Source organism: Sporomusa termitida (assembly GCF_007641255.1).
GTDB classification, from domain to species: Bacteria; Bacillota; Negativicutes; order Sporomusales; family Sporomusaceae; genus Sporomusa; species Sporomusa termitida.
This window is the reverse complement of record NZ_CP036259.1, coordinates 4,712,470-4,730,800: the sequence shown is the minus strand read 5'-3', so window position 1 is coordinate 4,730,800 and position 18,331 is coordinate 4,712,470. Positions and strand designations below refer to the sequence as shown.

At 49.5% G+C, this 18,331-nt stretch carries 16 protein-coding genes; 9 read left to right on the top strand and 7 right to left on the bottom strand.

All coding sequences use genetic code 11. From position 1 onward, the window contains the following. Positions 1–117: 117 nt before the first annotated feature. Positions 118–1,239, bottom strand: coding sequence for an aldo/keto reductase (locus tag SPTER_RS21820; RefSeq protein WP_144352319.1), 1,122 nt, complete (start codon positions 1,237–1,239; stop codon positions 118–120). Positions 1,240–1,938: 699 nt separating this feature from the next. Between SPTER_RS21820 and SPTER_RS21815 the strand changes: the two genes are divergently transcribed. Beyond that, complete coding sequence (locus SPTER_RS21815) at positions 1,939–2,325, top strand: hypothetical protein (RefSeq protein ID WP_246105394.1); 387 nt, start codon at positions 1,939–1,941, stop codon at positions 2,323–2,325. Positions 2,326–2,531: 206 nt separating this feature from the next. Here SPTER_RS21815 and SPTER_RS21810 read toward each other — a convergent pair whose 3' ends face one another. Beyond that, positions 2,532–2,738, bottom strand: coding sequence for a universal stress protein (locus SPTER_RS21810; protein ID WP_246105648.1), 207 nt, complete (start codon positions 2,736–2,738; stop codon positions 2,532–2,534). 712 nt (positions 2,739–3,450) lie between these two features. On the opposite strand from SPTER_RS21810, the gene SPTER_RS21805 reads away from it, so the two are divergent. After that, positions 3,451–3,702, top strand: a complete 252-nt coding sequence (locus tag SPTER_RS21805; protein ID WP_144352318.1) for a hypothetical protein — start codon at positions 3,451–3,453, stop codon at positions 3,700–3,702. 111 nt (positions 3,703–3,813) lie between these two features. Here the strand turns inward: SPTER_RS21805 and SPTER_RS21800 are convergent, their stop codons facing one another. Then, complete coding sequence (locus SPTER_RS21800) at positions 3,814–4,584, bottom strand: nitrilase-related carbon-nitrogen hydrolase (protein WP_144352317.1); 771 nt, start codon at positions 4,582–4,584, stop codon at positions 3,814–3,816. A gap of 272 nt (positions 4,585–4,856) precedes the next feature. Between SPTER_RS21800 and SPTER_RS21795 the strand changes: the two genes are divergently transcribed. Then, positions 4,857–5,306 carry a GNAT family N-acetyltransferase gene (locus tag SPTER_RS21795; protein WP_170233365.1) on the top strand — a complete coding sequence of 150 codons (450 nt, stop codon included), beginning with the start codon at positions 4,857–4,859 and terminating at the stop codon, positions 5,304–5,306. A 126-nt stretch (positions 5,307–5,432) separates the two neighbouring features. Then, positions 5,433–6,059 (top strand): LysE family translocator, encoded by a 627-nt coding sequence (locus tag SPTER_RS21790; RefSeq protein ID WP_144352315.1) that lies wholly within the window; start codon positions 5,433–5,435, stop codon positions 6,057–6,059. 500 nt (positions 6,060–6,559) lie between these two features. Here the strand turns inward: SPTER_RS21790 and SPTER_RS21785 are convergent, their stop codons facing one another. Both SPTER_RS21785 and SPTER_RS21780 read right to left on the bottom strand, forming a co-directional pair. Continuing rightward, positions 6,560–7,870 (bottom strand): PepSY-associated TM helix domain-containing protein, encoded by a 1,311-nt coding sequence (locus SPTER_RS21785; protein ID WP_144352314.1) that lies wholly within the window; start codon positions 7,868–7,870, stop codon positions 6,560–6,562. Between the two features lie 60 nt (positions 7,871–7,930). Then, positions 7,931–10,096, bottom strand: a complete 2,166-nt coding sequence (locus SPTER_RS21780) for a TonB-dependent siderophore receptor (RefSeq protein WP_144352313.1) — start codon at positions 10,094–10,096, stop codon at positions 7,931–7,933. A 754-nt stretch (positions 10,097–10,850) separates the two neighbouring features. Between SPTER_RS21780 and SPTER_RS21775 the strand changes: the two genes are divergently transcribed. Further along, a complete protein-coding gene (locus SPTER_RS21775; protein WP_144352312.1) occupies positions 10,851–11,717 on the top strand; it encodes a class I SAM-dependent methyltransferase in 867 nt (288 codons plus the stop codon). A gap of 75 nt (positions 11,718–11,792) precedes the next feature. Here SPTER_RS21775 and SPTER_RS21770 read toward each other — a convergent pair whose 3' ends face one another. Both SPTER_RS21770 and SPTER_RS21765 read right to left on the bottom strand, forming a co-directional pair. Further along, entirely contained in the window at positions 11,793–13,346 is a 1,554-nt protein-coding gene (locus tag SPTER_RS21770; protein WP_144352311.1) for a PepSY-associated TM helix domain-containing protein, read from the bottom strand. A gap of 12 nt (positions 13,347–13,358) precedes the next feature. Further along, entirely contained in the window at positions 13,359–13,685 is a 327-nt protein-coding gene (locus SPTER_RS21765) for a hypothetical protein (RefSeq protein WP_144352310.1), read from the bottom strand. A gap of 584 nt (positions 13,686–14,269) precedes the next feature. Here SPTER_RS21765 and SPTER_RS21760 point away from each other — a divergent pair. The 4 genes from SPTER_RS21760 to SPTER_RS21745 all read left to right on the top strand — a co-directional run bounded on the left by SPTER_RS21760 (position 14,270) and on the right by SPTER_RS21745 (position 18,326). After that, entirely contained in the window at positions 14,270–15,097 is an 828-nt protein-coding gene (locus SPTER_RS21760) for an AraC family transcriptional regulator (RefSeq protein WP_144352309.1), read from the top strand. Positions 15,098–15,202: 105 nt separating this feature from the next. Then, entirely contained in the window at positions 15,203–16,150 is a 948-nt protein-coding gene (locus tag SPTER_RS21755) for an ABC transporter substrate-binding protein (protein WP_246105393.1), read from the top strand. Between the two features lie 94 nt (positions 16,151–16,244). Next, a complete protein-coding gene (locus SPTER_RS21750) occupies positions 16,245–17,294 on the top strand; it encodes a FecCD family ABC transporter permease (RefSeq protein ID WP_144352307.1) in 1,050 nt (349 codons plus the stop codon). A gap of 105 nt (positions 17,295–17,399) precedes the next feature. Beyond that, positions 17,400–18,326 (top strand): FecCD family ABC transporter permease, encoded by a 927-nt coding sequence (locus SPTER_RS21745; protein ID WP_246105392.1) that lies wholly within the window; start codon positions 17,400–17,402, stop codon positions 18,324–18,326. Positions 18,327–18,331: the final 5 nt, after the last annotated feature.

Here is an 18,331-nt window from a genome sequence, read left to right as displayed (position 1 = left end):
TATGATTTTGGTGTGGGTCAATTTCTTTTCGGCTCTATGGGTCAATTATATCCCGGCGGTGACACCCTTTTGCATGTAACGAATATCGTCGCTATTTTCTTGCCTTAGCGGGGGGAGTTACGGTTCAAAAGCGGCGGCTACATCTTTTAAGTGTTCCGTAATTTTGATATGCTGCGGGCAATGGTTTTCACATTGCTTGCACTCAATACAGTCAGAGGCTTTGCCGTGGAATTGCGCATAGTTATTATAGTACACCCGCTGGATGGTAGGGCTTTGGCCGGCGGACTGCTTCTCCGCATTATATAATGCGAAATATTTAGGAATGGTTATATTTTTCGGACAGTCTTCCACGCAGTACTGGCAGGCCGTACAAGGAATGGCGATGGATTCATTGATGATGTTTACGGCGCTGTTTACAATTTCGCGTTCCTGGCTGGTAAATGGTGCGAGTTGCTGCATATAACCGGTATTATCCAGCAGCTGATTCATGTCCGACATGCCGCTTAATACCATCATGACGCCTTCCAGACTAGCCGCATACCGTATGGCCCATGACGGTACCGACATTTCCGGATGATAGGCTTTAAACAGCTGTTCCGCTTTTTCGGGTACCTTTGCCAGTGCGCCTCCCTTAATCGGCTCCATAACAACAATGGGTTTATTGTGCTTCCGGGCTACTTCATAGCACTTCCTGGACTGAATGCTTTCATTTTCCCAGTCCAGATAATTAATCTGGAGTTGTACAAACTCTGCCTCCGGGTGCGCGGTCAGGATTTCGTCCAGCAGTTCCGCCCGGTCATGAAACGAGAAGCCCAGCCTGTTGATTTTCCCCTCTTTTTTCTTTTCCAGCGCAAAGGCAAAACTGTCTAGCCTTTGTGCCGTTCGATAGTTCGATATGCCCAGGTTGTGCAGCAGATAGTAGTCAAAGTAGTCAACACCGCACTTTTCCAGCTGCTCGTTAAAAATGCGGATCTGATCATCCTTGGTTTTTAGAAACATGGTCGGCAATTTTGTGGCGACGGTAAAGCTGTCTCTGTTGTGACGCTTTACCAGGGCTTCCCGGAAAGCGATCTCGCTTTTACTGGCATGATACATGTATGCCGTGTCAAAATAGGTAAACCCTCGTTCCAGAAAGCTGTCTACCATCTGGTTTACTGTTGCAAGATCGATGCTTTCCGGGTCATCCTGGTTTTTTAACGGCAATCGCATAAAGCCAAAACCTAATTTTTTCTGTTCCATGTTCATCCTCTTTTCTGTTTCGTAATATTTAAAAGCACTTTCCGGCCGGAATAGGCGGACGGCGAAAGTACTTTATTCAAATCAGTGAAGGGGCATTAATGAAAAGGTTTATTACGATCAATAAATTGCCTGAGGATATGTACTTAAATATATCATTTAAAGTAAACTCTAAGTCAAGACTTTTTTCTCTTGCTCGATCGTGATTAAGGTAAAAACCTAAAATATATTAGATCCGGCAACAATATTACAATAACTACGCTAAAAATTCTGTGACGCTCCGTAATGGAAATCCAGCAGTGACAAATATCCATGGCGTTTTGAAACGAAAGATGGAGCCCGAACCTGACTATGAAACAAAAGGTCGCAGGTTCGAATCCTACCGGGGTCGCCATTTGTATTTAAAGGCTTTACGAAATTTTCGTAAAGCCTTTTTGTCGTTTTTACAGCAGTTTAATAACGTGGCCAAATTGCCTTTTATACATTTTTATTCTTCCTCTGCAATAAATTGGACGGAATTTCGTTATTGTAATTAGAAGGCCAATTTAGAGGAAAAGGAGGATCGCACCATGGACAGGGATAAAAGTCCCCTGGTTTCTGAAACCATAGTAAGCGCAGTGAGACAACGGTAGGTAAAGGCGAAAGCTAGGTTCTTCAGAGCGTTTATTCGTCAACCTGATAATAAAACGGAGGTTATTGTTTATGGATATGAAAATTGAACAAAGTGAATTAGCTGAATTAGTGCGAGCTTTCCATCTCATGTGGGGACATTACCCTGAACCGGCTCAACTGGCGTACAAAAATCGAGAAATAATCGTACTAAATGCAGCAAGTGAAAGCGTTGGGCAAGTGAAAGGAAAAAAGTGTTCTTCCTGTGGTACGCCTGAAGTTCATAAAGGTTGTTTGGCCAATCAGGCAATAAGTACTCAACAGCCGGTATTTAGAAAAAATAAATATGGCGACAGAGAAGCAGTTGCTTATTGGATGCCAGTGGATGGATATCCGGATCTCTTCGTCCACTTTAGTATGGGAGTGATTATTGATTACGATAAGACGCCGGCCGTAGTCCCGGGTGTCAGGCAGTTATAAATAACCGGACGGCAACGTATGGCTCATGGTGTGGTACCGGATGACAGATAAACGGTCTGTAAGTGTCAACGCCAGTAGGGTGAACTGACGGTTATTAATTCAATCTTTCGCAGGAAGGACAGCAGCACGCTGATGGGCGTGCTGCTGTGTTTGCGGGGGAAAGCCGGAGGAGTTCTGAGAAACTCTTCTTTTTTATTTCAATTCCGCTATTTAATTACCATTACGGGGATTTTGGCGTACGTTACCAGAGTACGCGCCACACTGCCCAGCAATAAACCGGCAAAGTTGCCCACCCCCCTGGTACCGCAGATAATCTTGTCAGCCCGGCAGGAATCGGCATGAAGCAGAATTTCTTTGACGGCATTGCCAAAGAGCGAATGAGCTCTGGCCTCAACGCCGTTTGCCTCACAAATAGCCTGGACTTCTGAAAGAATCAGCTTAATTCCTGTTCTGCTGCTTCTCTTACTTCCGGAGACGCATAGGCGCCGGCGGAACGTGTACTGATGGCAAAAGGCACCAGAGAGTGAGGTTCAGCTTACCATGATCAGCCGTGCAGCCGCTCACCGTAAGCCTGTCCGGCGGCCCTCACCGGCTAGGCAGGGGAAATAAAAAAAAGCCGCTCAGTGGCAAGGCGGCAGGAACGAAATTTTCTGTTCGCCCTGACAGAATATGCTATAATTAGCGTAACAGGCTGTCGAGGAGCGGTTAGCCATTCCCTTTGTAAGAAAGGGGGTGGTAATGTGTCAGCATTTGAGGCAATGTACTTAATGATTGCATTCGCAACACTTGTTGTGGTCATAAAAACCTGAAATAACCGCGCCCTAGCCAAGGTTTCGCGGTTATTTCTAGGCTAACCGTTTTCCGGTTAGGCAGCCTGTTGGGCTGGCGTGCTTGCAACACGTCAGTCCTTTTTTTATAGTATACCCATAGAATGAAAAATATGCAAGCGCTCAGAAAAAACGTGTGCCCGGCACGGCGCGTAACCTGCAATAGGCAGTTGTCCAGGCCTTTGCGCTTTCTGCGGCCGGGCTTACAAATCGAAGTGAAAGAAAATGAGGGCAGCCTGTTCATCAAGGCCCGTCTCTTGCCGGAGCCCTGCCCGCCGGGGAACGGTAGGCGGTAACGATGCTGACCGTTGAGCAGGTCAGGAAGAAGCTGCAAAGCAGTAGGGTTCTCTGCGGCCGGCTGGTGACCAGCCGGGACGGTTCGGAATGGATACGGGTGCAACTGACGCGGGCTGCTGGGTTTGGGGACGTTTATGCAGTTTTTGCAGGGAGGCTGCCGGTAATGCCGGCAGCTTTTGGTATTCTTAAAAGTGTAGACAAATTTCTGCGGATTTATTACGTCCGTGAGATGGAAGCCTATCACACGCTATGACGGCCCGGTTCCAGCCAAAGTAATGTTCAAAGGGAACAATGAAAACGGTCGGTATCGAACGAATTCCACCGGCTATCAGCAGCACCAGAAACGTGATGAGTGCGATCATCCTCATCTGAGCTGTCTGAATCGAACTATAGCCAAGGCGGTGGCGGCGAGACACAGCCAGGCCAGCCAGTCGCCCGTCAGACTATACAGCGAGCGGCCGCCGCCTGCCGGGAGCTGCCCCAGCAGGATAGCTTCGCCGGCGGCCGCATCGGTGGCGGTCATGCCCAGGATGCGGCCGCGGCTGTCGCTGAGCGTCAGCAGGCCCCATTGGGCGGCGCGGGCGACGGCCATATTGCCCTCCACGCCGCGCAGGACGGCAATGCGGGCGTGCAGCCAGCCGTCATCGTGAAAATCCAGCGCCGGCACCAGCAGCAGGCCGGTACCCTGGCGGCTGTAGTCCCTGGCCGGCCGGACAAAATCCATGTCCTTGCAGATGGCCAGCCCCGCCGCGGCCCCGCCGGCGTCCAGCCGGGCCAGGCTGTCGCCGGGCGTATAGCGGCTTTCGTAGGCCGGCAGCAAATGCTGCTTGTCATAGGCGGCGGACAGTGAGCCGTCCGGAGCAAAGGCGACGGCCGTATTGGCCAGCCGCTCCTGCTGGAGGCTGAGGCCGGCAATGAGAGCAACCCGGTTCCTCGCCGCTGTCCGGCTTAACAGCGCCAGCCCTGCTTCCTGGTTTTCCGGCAGGGCGTACAGGCAGACCGGCAGCGGGGCCAGCCAGGTCAGCGGCCAGTTGTCGTAAAAGCCGGTGGAGAAAAAGAACAGCGCGGCGCTCAGGCCGGCGGCAGACAGAAAATAATATGGCAACCGATTTTTCACGGGCGATAAGACGGACATGCGGAAAACCTCCCTTGCTATTCTTCTGGATATTTTCGCCAGGCGCAAAGGAAATCCTGTGCATGCTGGGACGGGAAAACGCTAGCGCACTGTCTTCAACCACTTTGTCCCATACCGCCGGCTTGGAAGTGCAACCGGGATCACGGCGGCTGGCCGCACGCTGCAAGTACGTACATTGCGGACTTAAAAGATAGCGATGGTGTAAATTACCGCATTGCAGTAGAATATAAATAGCAACAACAAAATATTTTATGTTTTATGGAGGTGTCCATTTGGTACACAAAGCTAAATTAAGTGAGATAGATGAAATTATAGAATTAAAACTTAGTATGTTTCGTGAAAGCGGATATATGGATTTGTTGGCAGATGATGCAAAGCAAAGAATACGGCAAAAATACATACATCTTTATCAAAATGACGAGGCAGCACATTTCATTGTTAAAGATGGTGACAAGATTATGGCTTGTTGTGGTGGTTTTATTAAATCAGATATACCCTATTGCTTTTTTAAGCAACCCTTTTATGGCTTTATCGGGGATGTGTATACAGTACCCCGGGAACGCACCAGAGGCTTAGCGACAGAATTAACAAAAGCAACGATTGCTTGGCTCAAAAGCAAAGGTGTTAGGACAATACGACTGCTGGCCTCTGAGCAAGGTAAACCAATCTATCAAAAGATGGGATTTGTTAACACCGACGAAATGGCGTTAGCCTTGCAATAAACCGGCATCATCTAAAACAGCCAAATTCAATTTGCCGGCAGGTGCATAGCCAACCCGGGGCGGAAACAAGCAGCCTTTATCCTTGATAGGATAGAAAAACATTTTGCGAAGGTAGGTGTTTCATATATGGAACTAACCAATATTTATTTGTTTGTTTTGGTATCTTTCATTCTGATTTTGACACCTGGGCCAACTACGATATACATCATTACGAAAGGAATGACGGAGGGACCCCAAGCAGCATGTAAGGCGGTATTGGGAGCCTCAATCGGAGATATGTTTCAGGTACTGGCGGCTGCTTTTGGGTTAGCGGCTTTGTTAGAAGCATCATCGTTAGCATTTTTTATCATAAAGCTGCTTGGGGCCAGCTATTTGTTCTATGTTGGAATAAGTTGTTTGCTAAATAAACAGAAGATGTCTGTAGCGACCTCTAATGTGCAATCCACAGGCAAAGACTTATTTCTCACCGGTTTTTTAACCTCTGCGTTAAATCCGAAGACTACGCTTTTTTTTCTCAGCTTTTTGCCGCAATTTATTGATAACAAAAGCGCTTATGCGAACCAGCAAATGATTTTGTTCGGGGTCGTGTTTGTTATAATGGGATTTGCTATATTGAATATCTACGCTTTAGCGGCAGCGAAAATACGTTCTTGGATGGAAAGCAATGAAAAAATACAGGAATATTTTAATTGGCTAACCGGGTTAATATTTGTCGGTTTCGGATTGCGTCTTGCATTTTCGGAACGGAAATAGCACGCCTTACGATACGCGACCTGCCGCCACTCGCCTGGCCAAGCGGCAACCGCCGTTCCTCCCAACGCGCAACCCATTTTCAAATTAGGGGGTGGTGATGTGTCAGCATTTGACTATGCCACCGATACTTTATCGCCTGCGGAATGCTGGTTGATGTAAAAGCAGAAGAGTTACAGGTTCCCCCGTAACTCTTCTGGAATGACCCTCATTTAGTAGACATAGAGAAGTTAAGCAGTCTTGGTTCGAAACTCCAGCGGACTAAGACTGTTTAATTTTTTTGTAGATGTTCGTAGTTTGCTTGCAGTAAGGCTGGCCGCTTTGGCCAGACGTTGAAGCGTTTGGACCAGTTGCGCCGGTCCTGGAGTTTGCCGAAGGGGTCGGGGAATACCAGGTCATTGTCTTCTCATTGTTGATCACTGGCTTGCCGGCAGCAATGGCTGCCGGCGAGACAGTCAACGCTTTGCTCCAGGAGCGGGGGGACTGCCTCCTTATAGTCCGCGTCAGTGGTTTTGACCTGAACGCAAACATAACTTTATGGCAATCAGCAGCGGCAGACTAAGAAACAACCAGGACAATCCCTGCCAGATTCCGGCTCCGAACAGTGCGGCCACGCAGCCCAGGACGGTTAAGGACCCTAACAGCAGGGGCAGTTTCCATATTTGCCAGCTGGATTGCGGCTGCGGCGCTTTCGCGGCCGACAGTTCGGAAACAGTCAGCATTTGCTGTGATATAAGCGGCGATGCCGGCCGTTTTCGCAATAGCCACAGATAGCTGCCGCTGACAATCACACCGATCGTGACGATATCCAGCAAGGCCCACAGGACTTTTAGCGGCAGCCCGCCATAATTTCCGGAATGAAGCGGATGTGCGAGCTGCAGCAGGCGTATATACCAGGGAACGGCGGCGACGGCCGTTAGCTGCCCGGTTGCCGCATCAACCAGCGCCGGCGTATACCAATGAGTGGTATACGATGTTGCTCCTGTTGTATATATCATATAATGATATGGGCTGCCCCATTGGTCATTGGGAAAATAGAGGAAGGCGACGCGGTGGCCGGGAAGCTCCGCCCGGACGGTAGCGACAGCCTGCTGTACGGGGCTGAGCCGGTTAGGCGGCGGTTGATGGCGGTAAGGCTCCAGCAGGGACTGCATAGACGAAGTTTGCCAATGCTGATATAAAGGGGCGGACAGCGTATGTAAAACGCCGGTTCCCGTCACGAGCACAGTCCATACCAAAGCCACTATGCCCAGCAGCTTATGAAGATCGGCAAATTTTTGGCGCGGCGAACCCACGGTGCGAATGGCGCCAAAGGCAGTAAACCGCGTAAACGGCTTGTAGATGATGACGCCGGATACCAGGGCCAGCAGGAATAAAAGTCCCATAAAGCCGAGAAACAACTGTCCTGGCAAACCGGCAAACAGATCGGCATGCAAACGGGAGATCCAGGTTAGCGCGGTTTTTTCCGGAGACTTGGTTTCTGAGGACGTGATGACTTTCCCCGTGTAAGCATTCAAGGTAATCCACGGATTTTCACCGTTGTCCGGCGACGCCAGGCCGACTGAAACTTCCGGTTTTTCATTATTAATAATGACCCAGCGCGGCTGATAGGCCGGATACCCGGCCGTAGCGGCCGCGACAAGCGTGTCCAGATTCCGGTACAGAGAAGGCCGCGCCGTCAAATGCGGGCGGCTGTCCAGCGCGTCTTCCAGCTCATCGTGGAAGATAAGCGGCAGCCCGGTGATACAAAGCATGAGCATGATAAGGGCGCAAATCAGGCTGGACCATTTATGAAGGGAATACCAGTACCGCATGAAACCCTCCTTTTATCGCATATCGCAAAATTTTTGAAGCTGACAGCATATTTTCTATTCTTACCAGCGGTGCGTGGCTGTCAGCAGCACGGTCCGGCCTTCGCCGGCATAGCCGGTGCCGACATCATAAAACTTATCAAACAGATTGCGGGCGTTCAGTGCCAGCCGCCATTCGTCCAGATCATAGCGGATCATCGCATCGGTCACCACCACCCCCGAATGCTTGACGGTGTTGGCGCTATTATAACGGGAACCGATATAGCGCAGCCCGCCGCCAAAACCAAGCCTTTTCAGCTTGCCTTCCTGTATTGTGTAATCGGTCCAGAGTGAGGCGACGTGCTTGGCAATCCCCGCGGTGCGGTTGCCAATGTCTGTTGCAACCGTACTCTTCGTTGTTTTATTATCCAGAAAGGTATAGGCGGCGATAATATTAAGACCTTTAACCGGTGTCAGCTGGGCTTCCAGTTCCAGCCCTTTTGATGCCACCTCTCCGGTTTGTACATTGTACTCAGGGCCGGTATAGATTTCATTCAGCGGGTCGGCGGTCAGCACATTTTGCTGGCGCAGGTCAAATACAGCGGCGGTAAACCGGGCAGTGCTTCCGGCTGGTTGGTACTGGACGCCAAGCTCGTACTGGGTTCCGGTGGTCGGTACAAAAGCCTTGCCGTACCGGTCCGCGCCGGCCTGCGGTTCGAAGGATTTCGTATAACTGATATACGGAGACAGCTCGTCGGTAGCATGATAGACGATGCCGGCCCGGCCGGTATTGGCCGTCTGTTTGATACTATTCGCGTCATTTTCATACCAATCCCGGCGGCCGCCTGCCAAAAACACCCAACGGTCGCCCAACTTCGCCTGTTCCTGCAGATATAAACCGCGCTGCCGCATATGAGACAATTGAGAATAAAAGGGAGTAGTTGGCGCGGTTACCGCCTGACCATAATTTAAGCTTACTAAATCAAGGCTGGGGGCAGAGCCCATTAGCCAACGGGAATCAAAGTTGCGCCGCTGGTAATCCAAACCCAGTAAAGCGGTATGCGCCCACTCCCCATTTGACCATTTGGCCTGAAAATGAGTATCGATGGTATCGGCACTCAAGGTTTCCGGCATTGAATATGCGACACGTTCTAAGGTTCGGCCATCGCTGCTAAGTCCGCCTATGTCTATATATTTATATTTTATGTCAATATCGGAGTGGCGGGCAGTCTGCGTTACTGACCACATATCGTTGAACTTATGTTCAAAAATATAGCCGATCTGTTTCTGCTCCCGCTCGAAGCGGTCATAACCCGGCTCGCCGATAAACAGTGTGCTGGGATAGCCGTACAGAGGGCTATCGGATGAAAAAATTCCCCGGGTGCCTGTAGCAAAGCCTTTAATATCATTTTTTTGGTAATTAGCTAAGATGGTTAGTTTCGTGTCGGCAGCCGGCTTCCACGTTAGCGCCGGAGCAATAAAAACACTTCTGCCGCTGCTATAATCCCGCTCAAAATCCTGCTCCTGGGTCCGGGCTGTCAGACGAAACAACAGTTTACCGTCCGCACGTGCCGGTCCGCCGACATCCAGGGCAATACTTTTATTAGCGTTGTTGCCAGCCTGAACTTGGATTTCATGCAGTTCCTGCTCAGGCGGCTGCTTGGTAACTTGATTAAACAGACCGCCGGGAGCGTTGGCGCCATAGAGAATAGAAGCCGGCCCCCGCAGGATTTCAATCCGGTCAAAGGCATAGGTGTCGGTACTGGCTGTAGCAAACACACCGACCGGGTTTCGCAGGCCGTCGGTAAAGGACGAATAGTTGCCGCTGCTGAGCCCCCGGATGAGTACATAGCTGTAGCCGCGAGCGTCTTTGCCGTATGTGGTGGGCGTGATGCCCGGCGTATAGGCGATGGCTTCATCCAGGGTTTGTACGGCGCGGGCTTCCATCTGTTCCCGGGTGACTACGCTGATGGACTGAGCCGTTTCGTTGAGTGGCGTGTCGGTCTTGGTGGAAACAGAGCTGCGTTTGGCGACATAGCCGGCGTCTTTTGCGGCTGTGACCTCCACGCCCTCCAGGGCAAATTCACGCTGTGTCGCATCACCGGCGGCTGCTGTTTCCCGGACGGCCTGTTCAGACGGCGGTTGCGCTGCTTCTGCGGCGGCGTAAACGGGATATTGCCAAAAAAGGCTGCTGCCGATCAGGGCATACAGCAGCCTTTTTTTGGCCGGGCTTAGTGTTCTTTTTTTCATTCGTTCCCTCACACTCCTTTAAGATTTATGGTCCCTGGCTCATGCCGAAAGCCTGCTTGTCCCGGCGCAATGGCAATGGTCAAGGCAACAAAACAGCGCTGAACGAATGCAACTTACCCTTCTTGTCTTATATTCAGGGTAATCGCCACGGATTCAGCTTGTTTCGCTATAAAACAAAGTATATAAGATAATGATAATCAATGTCAATTAATTTCGTCCTGTATGCACAAATCATTCCAAGAGGGCTCCGAGCCCCCCTTATTCCTGTTGCTACGACAAAGTAAATTTTAATTCCGTCAGCCGTAAAGGGCGCAAACCTTCGGCTATCATGCGAGAGGGGGAAAGCCGGCGCTGCCAGGCTGTCTGCCAACCGGCGTCAGTAAGGAAAGTACACCGGGGGAAAATAAAAAAGGCCGCCCTCATCCAGTGGAGGCGGCACGCATAGCCGGGGAAATTTTTTTCACCTTTGGCAAAATATGCTATATGACGGTGCAGGCTACTCGGGGGACGGTTAGCCCCTTCCTGTTACAGGAAGAGGGTGGTATGATGACGATTTACGAAGCATTGACATTTGCAATTGCATTGGCCACGCTTATCGTATTAGTCACGACCAAAAGAAATAACGGCAAAACGGGAGCCGCAAACTGCGCGGCGGGAAAAATAGGAATGGCCGGCGCAAACACTGGATACAAAGGATTGATGAAATGGTACACTATATATAGCAACATAGAATTAAATTGGGGGAGGTGCAACAATGGCAATCATAGAGCCACAATTTCAAAAAGTATTCGAATGGATTGCTGATTCGGTTAAAAAACCGGCCTTATTTGAAAAAGACGCGGTTTTGTTTTGGGATGATCCTTACATTTCTGAGCAGTTGCTTGCTGCCCATTTAACCCCTGAATTTGACGGTGCAAGCCGAACCCTAGCTACTATCGAGAGGACGGTTGCAAATCTTACGAGAAGTACTCTGTTAAAACCCGGTGATAGGGTGTTGGATCTGGGGTGTGGTCCGGGATTATACAGCAGCAGTTTTAGTCAATTTGGTATACATATGACCGGTATTGATTTATCCAAGCGGTCAATTGAATACGCCCAGAGAAAAGCGCAGGAGCAGGAGCTGCGTATTGCTTATGTTCATGGGAATTTTTTTGACATGAACTATGATGGAAGATTTGACAGCGTTCTGCAGATATATGGAGAACTATGTACTTTTCCTGATGAAGAGCGGGACCGGTTGCTTAGAATGGTTCATAAAGCGCTGAAGAAAGATGGCTTATTTATTTTTGATGTTTCCACCCGTGAACTGAGAAAGCGTGAGGGATTAAAAAATAGATGGCAGTTTTCTGATGGCGGTTTTTGGCATTCGGGAAAATATGTCGTATTAGAACAGGGATTTGATTATCCGGAGTACGATACCTGGGTGGATCAATACACGATCATTCAGGAAGACGGAGAATGCAGAAAATATCATATGTGGTTTCATGATTATTCGCTGCAAACAATATCAGAAGTACTGGCCCGGCATGGTTTCAAGATTGCGCGCCGGTGGAATGGCCTAACGGGAGAAGAATATAAGGATGGCGGAGATTGGATTGCTTTAGCGGCTCAAAAGATATAGCTAAACCGTAATCGCCCGCTTAGTTTCGAAGCCGGTACAATGCGAAACCCCGAGCCGGTCAGTTTTACTGTTTGATTATTTGTTAGTGTTAGGGAGAGTTAAGGGGTGGTATGCGGCCTGACTTTTATCCTGCTTTAAGGCAACACGCCAGGCTGTGATTGCTAATAAGGCCCCCAGCAGGAGTGCTGTTAAATCGACGCCGGCAGTCATCCAATCGTTTTGCCTGATAGACGGTAATAAACCGACATTGCTTGTTAGTGCATTCAGCACCGGTAAGCCAATACAGAGTCCGGCGGCAAGTCCAAGCTGCTCGGCCCAGGCGCGCAGCGGCGGGCGCAGACAAGCGTGAATCAGCATGAGTAGCCATATGCTGAAAAATACGGTTATTTCAGCATCCGCCCGGTCTTTGAGCCCCGGCGGCAGCAAGCGGTTGGACCATAGAAAGGCAAGGCAGGCAATAATGATGCCGGTAACCGTTGTTATATTGAGGGCTTCGATGGCGCGGTACAGCATTTGCGTTGTCGCGTTGCTCCGGCTATAGCGATTGCGGCGTTTAACGGTAAAAAATATCAGACCGGCGGCAATCATGACGCAACTGATCAGGCCGGCGGTAAAATACAGCCAGGATATGGGGTAGCCGCCGAATCTGGCAATATGCAGACCAACCAGCGAACGGTAGATTTGCACATATTTGTTCCAGGTAGTCTGACTGCCCAGCAATTCGCCGGTAACACCGTCAAAAGATGCCCTCGCGCTCATTGCGACAATAGTGTCATCAACAGTCCGAAAAAAGGTTACGACAGAGTGCCTGTCGCCGGGATTACTGATACGGATAAAGAAGATTTTTCCTTGGCCGAGTTTTTCTTCCGCCAATGGCAGGAGACGGGTGAGTGGCACTAATTCGGCAGGAAGATTTGCCGGGGAACGTTCAAAATTAGTAGCAGCTACCGCAACCGGCCCTTTCCAGGAGCTGCCGTATAGCACTTGTGGTACTGTCGGCAGTAGCATGAAGAAAGTAATAGTCAGGCCCGTATAGGTAATTAACAGGACAAAGGGTAAAGTAAGAACGCCAGATAGGGTATGGGCATCCAGCCAGTTTCTTCGCCAGCGCAGGCGAAAAAAATCTGTAAAGACCTGGCTGCGGATAGCAATACCGGACACAAGGGCCGCCAGCATAACAACCGAGGCTAAACTAACCAGCCACATGCCGGTTTTGCCGCTATGCAATTGATAATGGAAATGGGCAAAGAAATGGCCACCTTCGGTAGCCGGCATTTTAATGATTGCTCCAGTTTGCGGGTCCAAATGTCTTTCCAGCATGGCCTGGCCTTTTCTCCATATAATCTCCAGATCTTGATGGCGGTTTTGCGGCAGGGCAATCATCCAGAGATCAGCCTGGGGCGCAAGCTGGCGCAGTTTTTGGTCAGCTGAAGCCACCGCCTGTACAGGCGCAGCCTGGTTAATCCGTACATTCGGCTGCATCCAATGCGTAATTTCCTGTCCAAATACCGCCAGTGTGCCGGTAAAAAAGATAACGAATAACAGCCAGCCGAACACTAACCCGCCCCAGGTATGTAATTCACTCATTGCCCGGGTAAAAGTTTTTTTAGCAAAATGAGGTTGATTCATAATAATTCTCCTTTACCTTAACCAGGCAGCAATTAAGGCCAGGATACCGCAAAACAGTGTGCCAGTTAGTACACCACGCCAGGCGTGCTGAGCGCTGGGGGCGGCAAAGATCCAGAGTAGTGCTGCCGGGTAGATGAGGGCGGGTAACAGTGCACAGAAAAATAGAGTATCGACTTTCGGCCAGGGTAATAACAACGCCAAAGCAGCCTGCACGCTGGTGGTTAGCGCATAGCCGCCGAAACCGGCGGCTAAGATGCGCAGGCTGGTTTGGGTTGTTTTATCGGTAGCAGTTAATGTTTGCTTGAGCCATTGAATGAAACTGGGAATAACTGTATTCATAGCTGATACCTGCCTTATAATGCATGAGCCGATAATTAAAGGTACGGGGACCGCCCAGGGCGGCATAATTCTCGTTACTGAAAAGACCTGACCAATAGTGTTCGTCCAGCCATTTTCGACGTTGGCGCGGAATGTGACCGGAACCTTGTTAACAGTAGTTTTATAACGCGCGCCCAATGTCAATATGGCCGCCCAATTGGGAAGAGGAGGTATAGAGCTGGTTTTTTTATTGCTTAAATGTAATGAATCTTATTATCAACACACACTGCCTGACATTAGAATATCAAGCATAGCGGCTGGAGTAAATAGACATATTTCTAAATTACCTAGATTTTTTTCAACAACTCGATCTTAGGCGAACCAATAGAGCAACTTAGAGGGTACTATTTATTGACAAGCATAAACTAAAAATATTATAATGTAAATGATAATCAATTTCATCTGCGGGACTAAAACTGTAATGCCTAAAGCATTGCTCCGTTAGAATAAAAATGTGTGCCCCGAAAAATTTTTATGGTTATTGTAAGGGCAGCCTTGATTTGTTTTTAGGGCCGAATGTTGCTGCTTTAAAGGAGGAATGCGCATTGAAAGCTGATGTTGATGAAATAGCAGAATATTTTTCCCGGATAGCCTTTGATATTCATGACGCCCATAGAAGTGTGATCGAACCGGGGAGAAAGCAGCTGGGTCAATACACTGCACCGGCCTCAGGGCTTGTTTTTCCCCTTCGCGGCAGGGCGAGGATGACTTTTGATGGTGTAACCTATGAGATGGAGCCCGGCCGGGTTTTTCACGCAGGGCCCAGTATGACACTGGATAAAGAGGTTGTAGGAGAAGGCGAGTGGGAATTTATACTAGTTCACTATAGAATTGCCGACAACGACAAGAGCCTGTTTTCCTACGCAGCATCTCATTATGAACTGGAACCGGGGTATACCCCCCGTATCAACGATTTATTGCAAAAATTTTACCATACCAGTATTGTGCCGGGAAGTCTGCAGGCTCTGCGGACAAAAACGTTGTTTTTTGCGATTATAGACGAGGTGCTGAATTGTTACAGCAATCGGCAGAATGAAAGCAGCCGGGGGCTGGTGGAACAGGTGATGGAGTATATGAATGCTCATTTTATGGAACCCTTGACGATGCCCGACCTGGCTGCGCAGTATGGTTTGAACAGTAAGCAGCTTGCCTATCTATTTCAGAAACATGCCGATATAAGCCCGAATGAATATCTGATTGAACAGCGGATCAGCCATGCGCGGCAATTGCTGTGCAACACAGGCTGTTCAGTGGCAAAGATATCTGCTTACGTAGGTTACACTGATCCCTATTACTTCAGTAAGGTTTTTAAGAAGCGCACCGGAGTTTGCCCCAGTACATTACAAAGGTGTTTGCAAAAAAATACTGGATGAATTGGGAATATGTATTCCTGATTTTTTTTTGCAAGCGATTCAATAAAGCGGCCGGAAAATGTGAATTTTTGAGGTGAAGTTGTGAATAGGGTATTGCCTCTCATTTTGTCAATTGTAATTTTGGCGGGGGTGTTAGCCGGGTGCGGTAATCAGACGCAGCAGGAGTTTGTAGCTAAGCCGGCCGGTAGTGTGGAGAAGCTGGGAAAGGACGCAGCCTTCCCGCGTATTTATACAGATGCCAAAGGCCGTGAGATTTTCATTGCCAAGCAGCCGGAGAGGATTGCTATTATATTTTTTAACCTTGTAGATTCGATGTTTATGTTAAATACACCACCTGTTGCAGCAACTCAAATGCAGGGATTTCTGTCAGAATGGGAATCTCTCAAACCTTATCTTGCCGTTAATCCCGTAATTGATCTCGGCCGGCAAACAAGTGCAAACCTCGAAAAAGTATTGGAGGTTCAACCGGATTTAATTATTGGCGGAATTTTAAATGAGGGGATATATAATGAGTTGTCCATGATTGCACCTGTTGTTTTGCTGGACACCCGGGAACTTGCCCGGGACTGGCGCAATGTCCCGCGGGAAGTGGCTAAAGTAATTGGGCAGGAGCAGACAGCAGAGCAGCGCATCATAGAAATAGAGAGTTTGATTGAACAATCACGAGCTAAGCTAGCGCCCTGTAAAACAGAAACTGTTGCCGTTATTACACTTGATGATAAAGGCAATTTTTATATCTATGGCACGCAAAGCTTACCGGCATTTTTTGACGCTGAGAGTGGGTTGGGTTTAGCAGTTCCTGCAGGCTATCCGGTAAACGTTGGCAGGATTTCACTGGAAAGGCTGGCAGAGCTTAACCCCGACCATATCTTCCTAAAGAAAAATAAAGGAATTGAGATCAGACGGGAGCGATTGGGCGATAACTCCATCTGGAATGCATTAAAGGCCGTGAAACAAGGAAATGTCTACTTCTTGGATCAATCGTTTTTTACAGTGGGAGCACTTGCAGTACAATGCGGAGTTAATAGTATTGTCGAGAGTCTGACAAAATAACGGCAGCTACCGGACACAAGCACTGGTGCAATGAGCTACCGGCACATCGCTTGCATTCAGTGGATTTGAACTAATTGCATGGGGATGATTATTAATGACAGTTTTCGGGGATGGCACTGCTCAGGCCGGTTACCGTTTTCCTAAATCAGGCTGTCTGCCGGGGTCTATATGCATTATGGCCGGGGGGCTTTGCTTATTGATTTTAGTTAGCATAATATCGCTGTTTCAAGGGATTATTCAGGTGCCTGTTAGTGTGGCCGGGGAAGCGCTGCTTCATTTTGATCCTGGCTCTATGCAGCATTTGGTCATCCGGGAAGTGCGTCTGCCCCGCATGCTGGCAAGCCTGTTGACCGGTGCTGCTTTGGCTGTGGCGGGAGCCTTAATGCAGGGTATTACCCGGAATCCTATGGCAGACTCGGGTTTACTGGGATTGAATGCAGGCGCAGCCTTTGCTTTGTCGCTGTGCTTTACATTTTATCCCGGAATTTCTCCTGTATTCATTATGCTGTCTTCTTTTCTGGGGGCAGCGGTTAGTGCTGGTCTGGTTTATGGAATTGCTGCATTGCCGCGTGGCGGAGCAACTCCAATGCGGCTGGTGCTGGCAGGGGCTGCAGTCAGTGCCGGGCTCACTGCTTTGGGCCAGGGTATGGCCATATATTTTGGTGTTGCCAGAGACATCCTGTTTTGGCTTACAGGCGGTGTGGCCGGGGTAAGCTGGCAGCAGCTTCATATCCTGGTTCCCTGGATAGGAATAGCGCTGCTGGCAGCAATTATGCTGGCACGCTCAGTTTCGTTGCTTAGTCTGGGGACTGAGGTCGCACGGGGGCTGGGTCTGAGAAGCGGGCTTGTCAGTTTGGGCGTTACCCTAGTTGTTTTGATATTAGCAGGTGCATCGGTGGCAATGATCGGACCGGTGAGTTTTATCGGCCTTATTGTTCCCCATTTGTGCCGGTATCTGTTAGGGGGGGATTACCGTATTATTATTCCGGCCTCGGCTGTATTGGGCAGTCTGATACTGGTAGTGGCCGATATCGGTGTGCGTATACTTAATCCAGACTTTGAAATACCAATTGGTGCTCTGACCGCTCTCCTGGGTGTTCCCTTCTTCCTGTATCTAGTGCGTCAGCAAAGGCGGGCGGTATAGATGCCCTCCCCCAGCCTGGCGTTTCTGAGTCAGCAGCGCAGAGTGCGGTCAGGGACAATATTGATTATCTTAAGTTTATTATTAATTCTTTGCATGGTCATAAGTATGAATCAAGGGTATACACGCTTAATGCCAACCGATATCCTGCGCATTCTGTGTGGCGGCGGCAGCTATCAGGAAAACCTGGTCTTATTTGTTTTTAGAATGCCCCGTATTGTTACCGCAATGCTGGTGGGAGCGGGATTGGCTATGGCCGGCTGCATCATTCAGGGAATTTCCCGCAATGCGCTGGCAGACCCCGGCTTATTAGGGATCAATGCCGGCGCCGGCTTGATGGTGGTGCTTTTTGTACTGCTGTTTCCGGTCAAAGCGGGCCCGGTCTTGTTTACACTGCCGTTTTTGGCACTAATGGGTGCCGGCGGCACTGCGGCGCTGGTTTATCTTCTGGCTTATAAAAAGCAGGCCGGCTTGTCGTCTATCCGGCTGATACTGACAGGTATAGCCATACAGGCAGGCATTAGTGCCGCCATCATTGTGCTGACTATTATTCTCGATGAAAGCCAGTTTTATTTTATAGCGGTGTGGCTGGCCGGGCAGTTTGGCGGTGCCAACTGGCGGCAGGTCATGATTGTGTTACCATGGCTGCTGATTATTGTTCCCTATGTACTTTATAAAGCACGGGTACTGGATGTGTTAAACATGGGGGAGGAGGCTGCATGGGGGTTAGGTGTGGCGGTGGAACGGGAACGCCGGGGTTTGCTGGTGGCTGCAGTAGCGCTGGCAGCAGCCTGTGTTTCTGTCTGCGGCGGTATAAGCTTTGTTGGCTTGCTTGTTCCTCATCTGGCTCGTCAGCTAGTGGGAGCCGGGCATCAGCTTTTGTTGCCGTGCAGTGCCTTAATCGGCGCTATGCTGCTAGTGGCGGCCGATATGCTGGCGCGCACAGTCGTACAACCTTCAGAAATACCAGCCGGTATTATCTTTGCAATTGTGGGTGTGCCGTGCTTTATGGTTTTATTGGCGAAAAATAGGTGATAAGT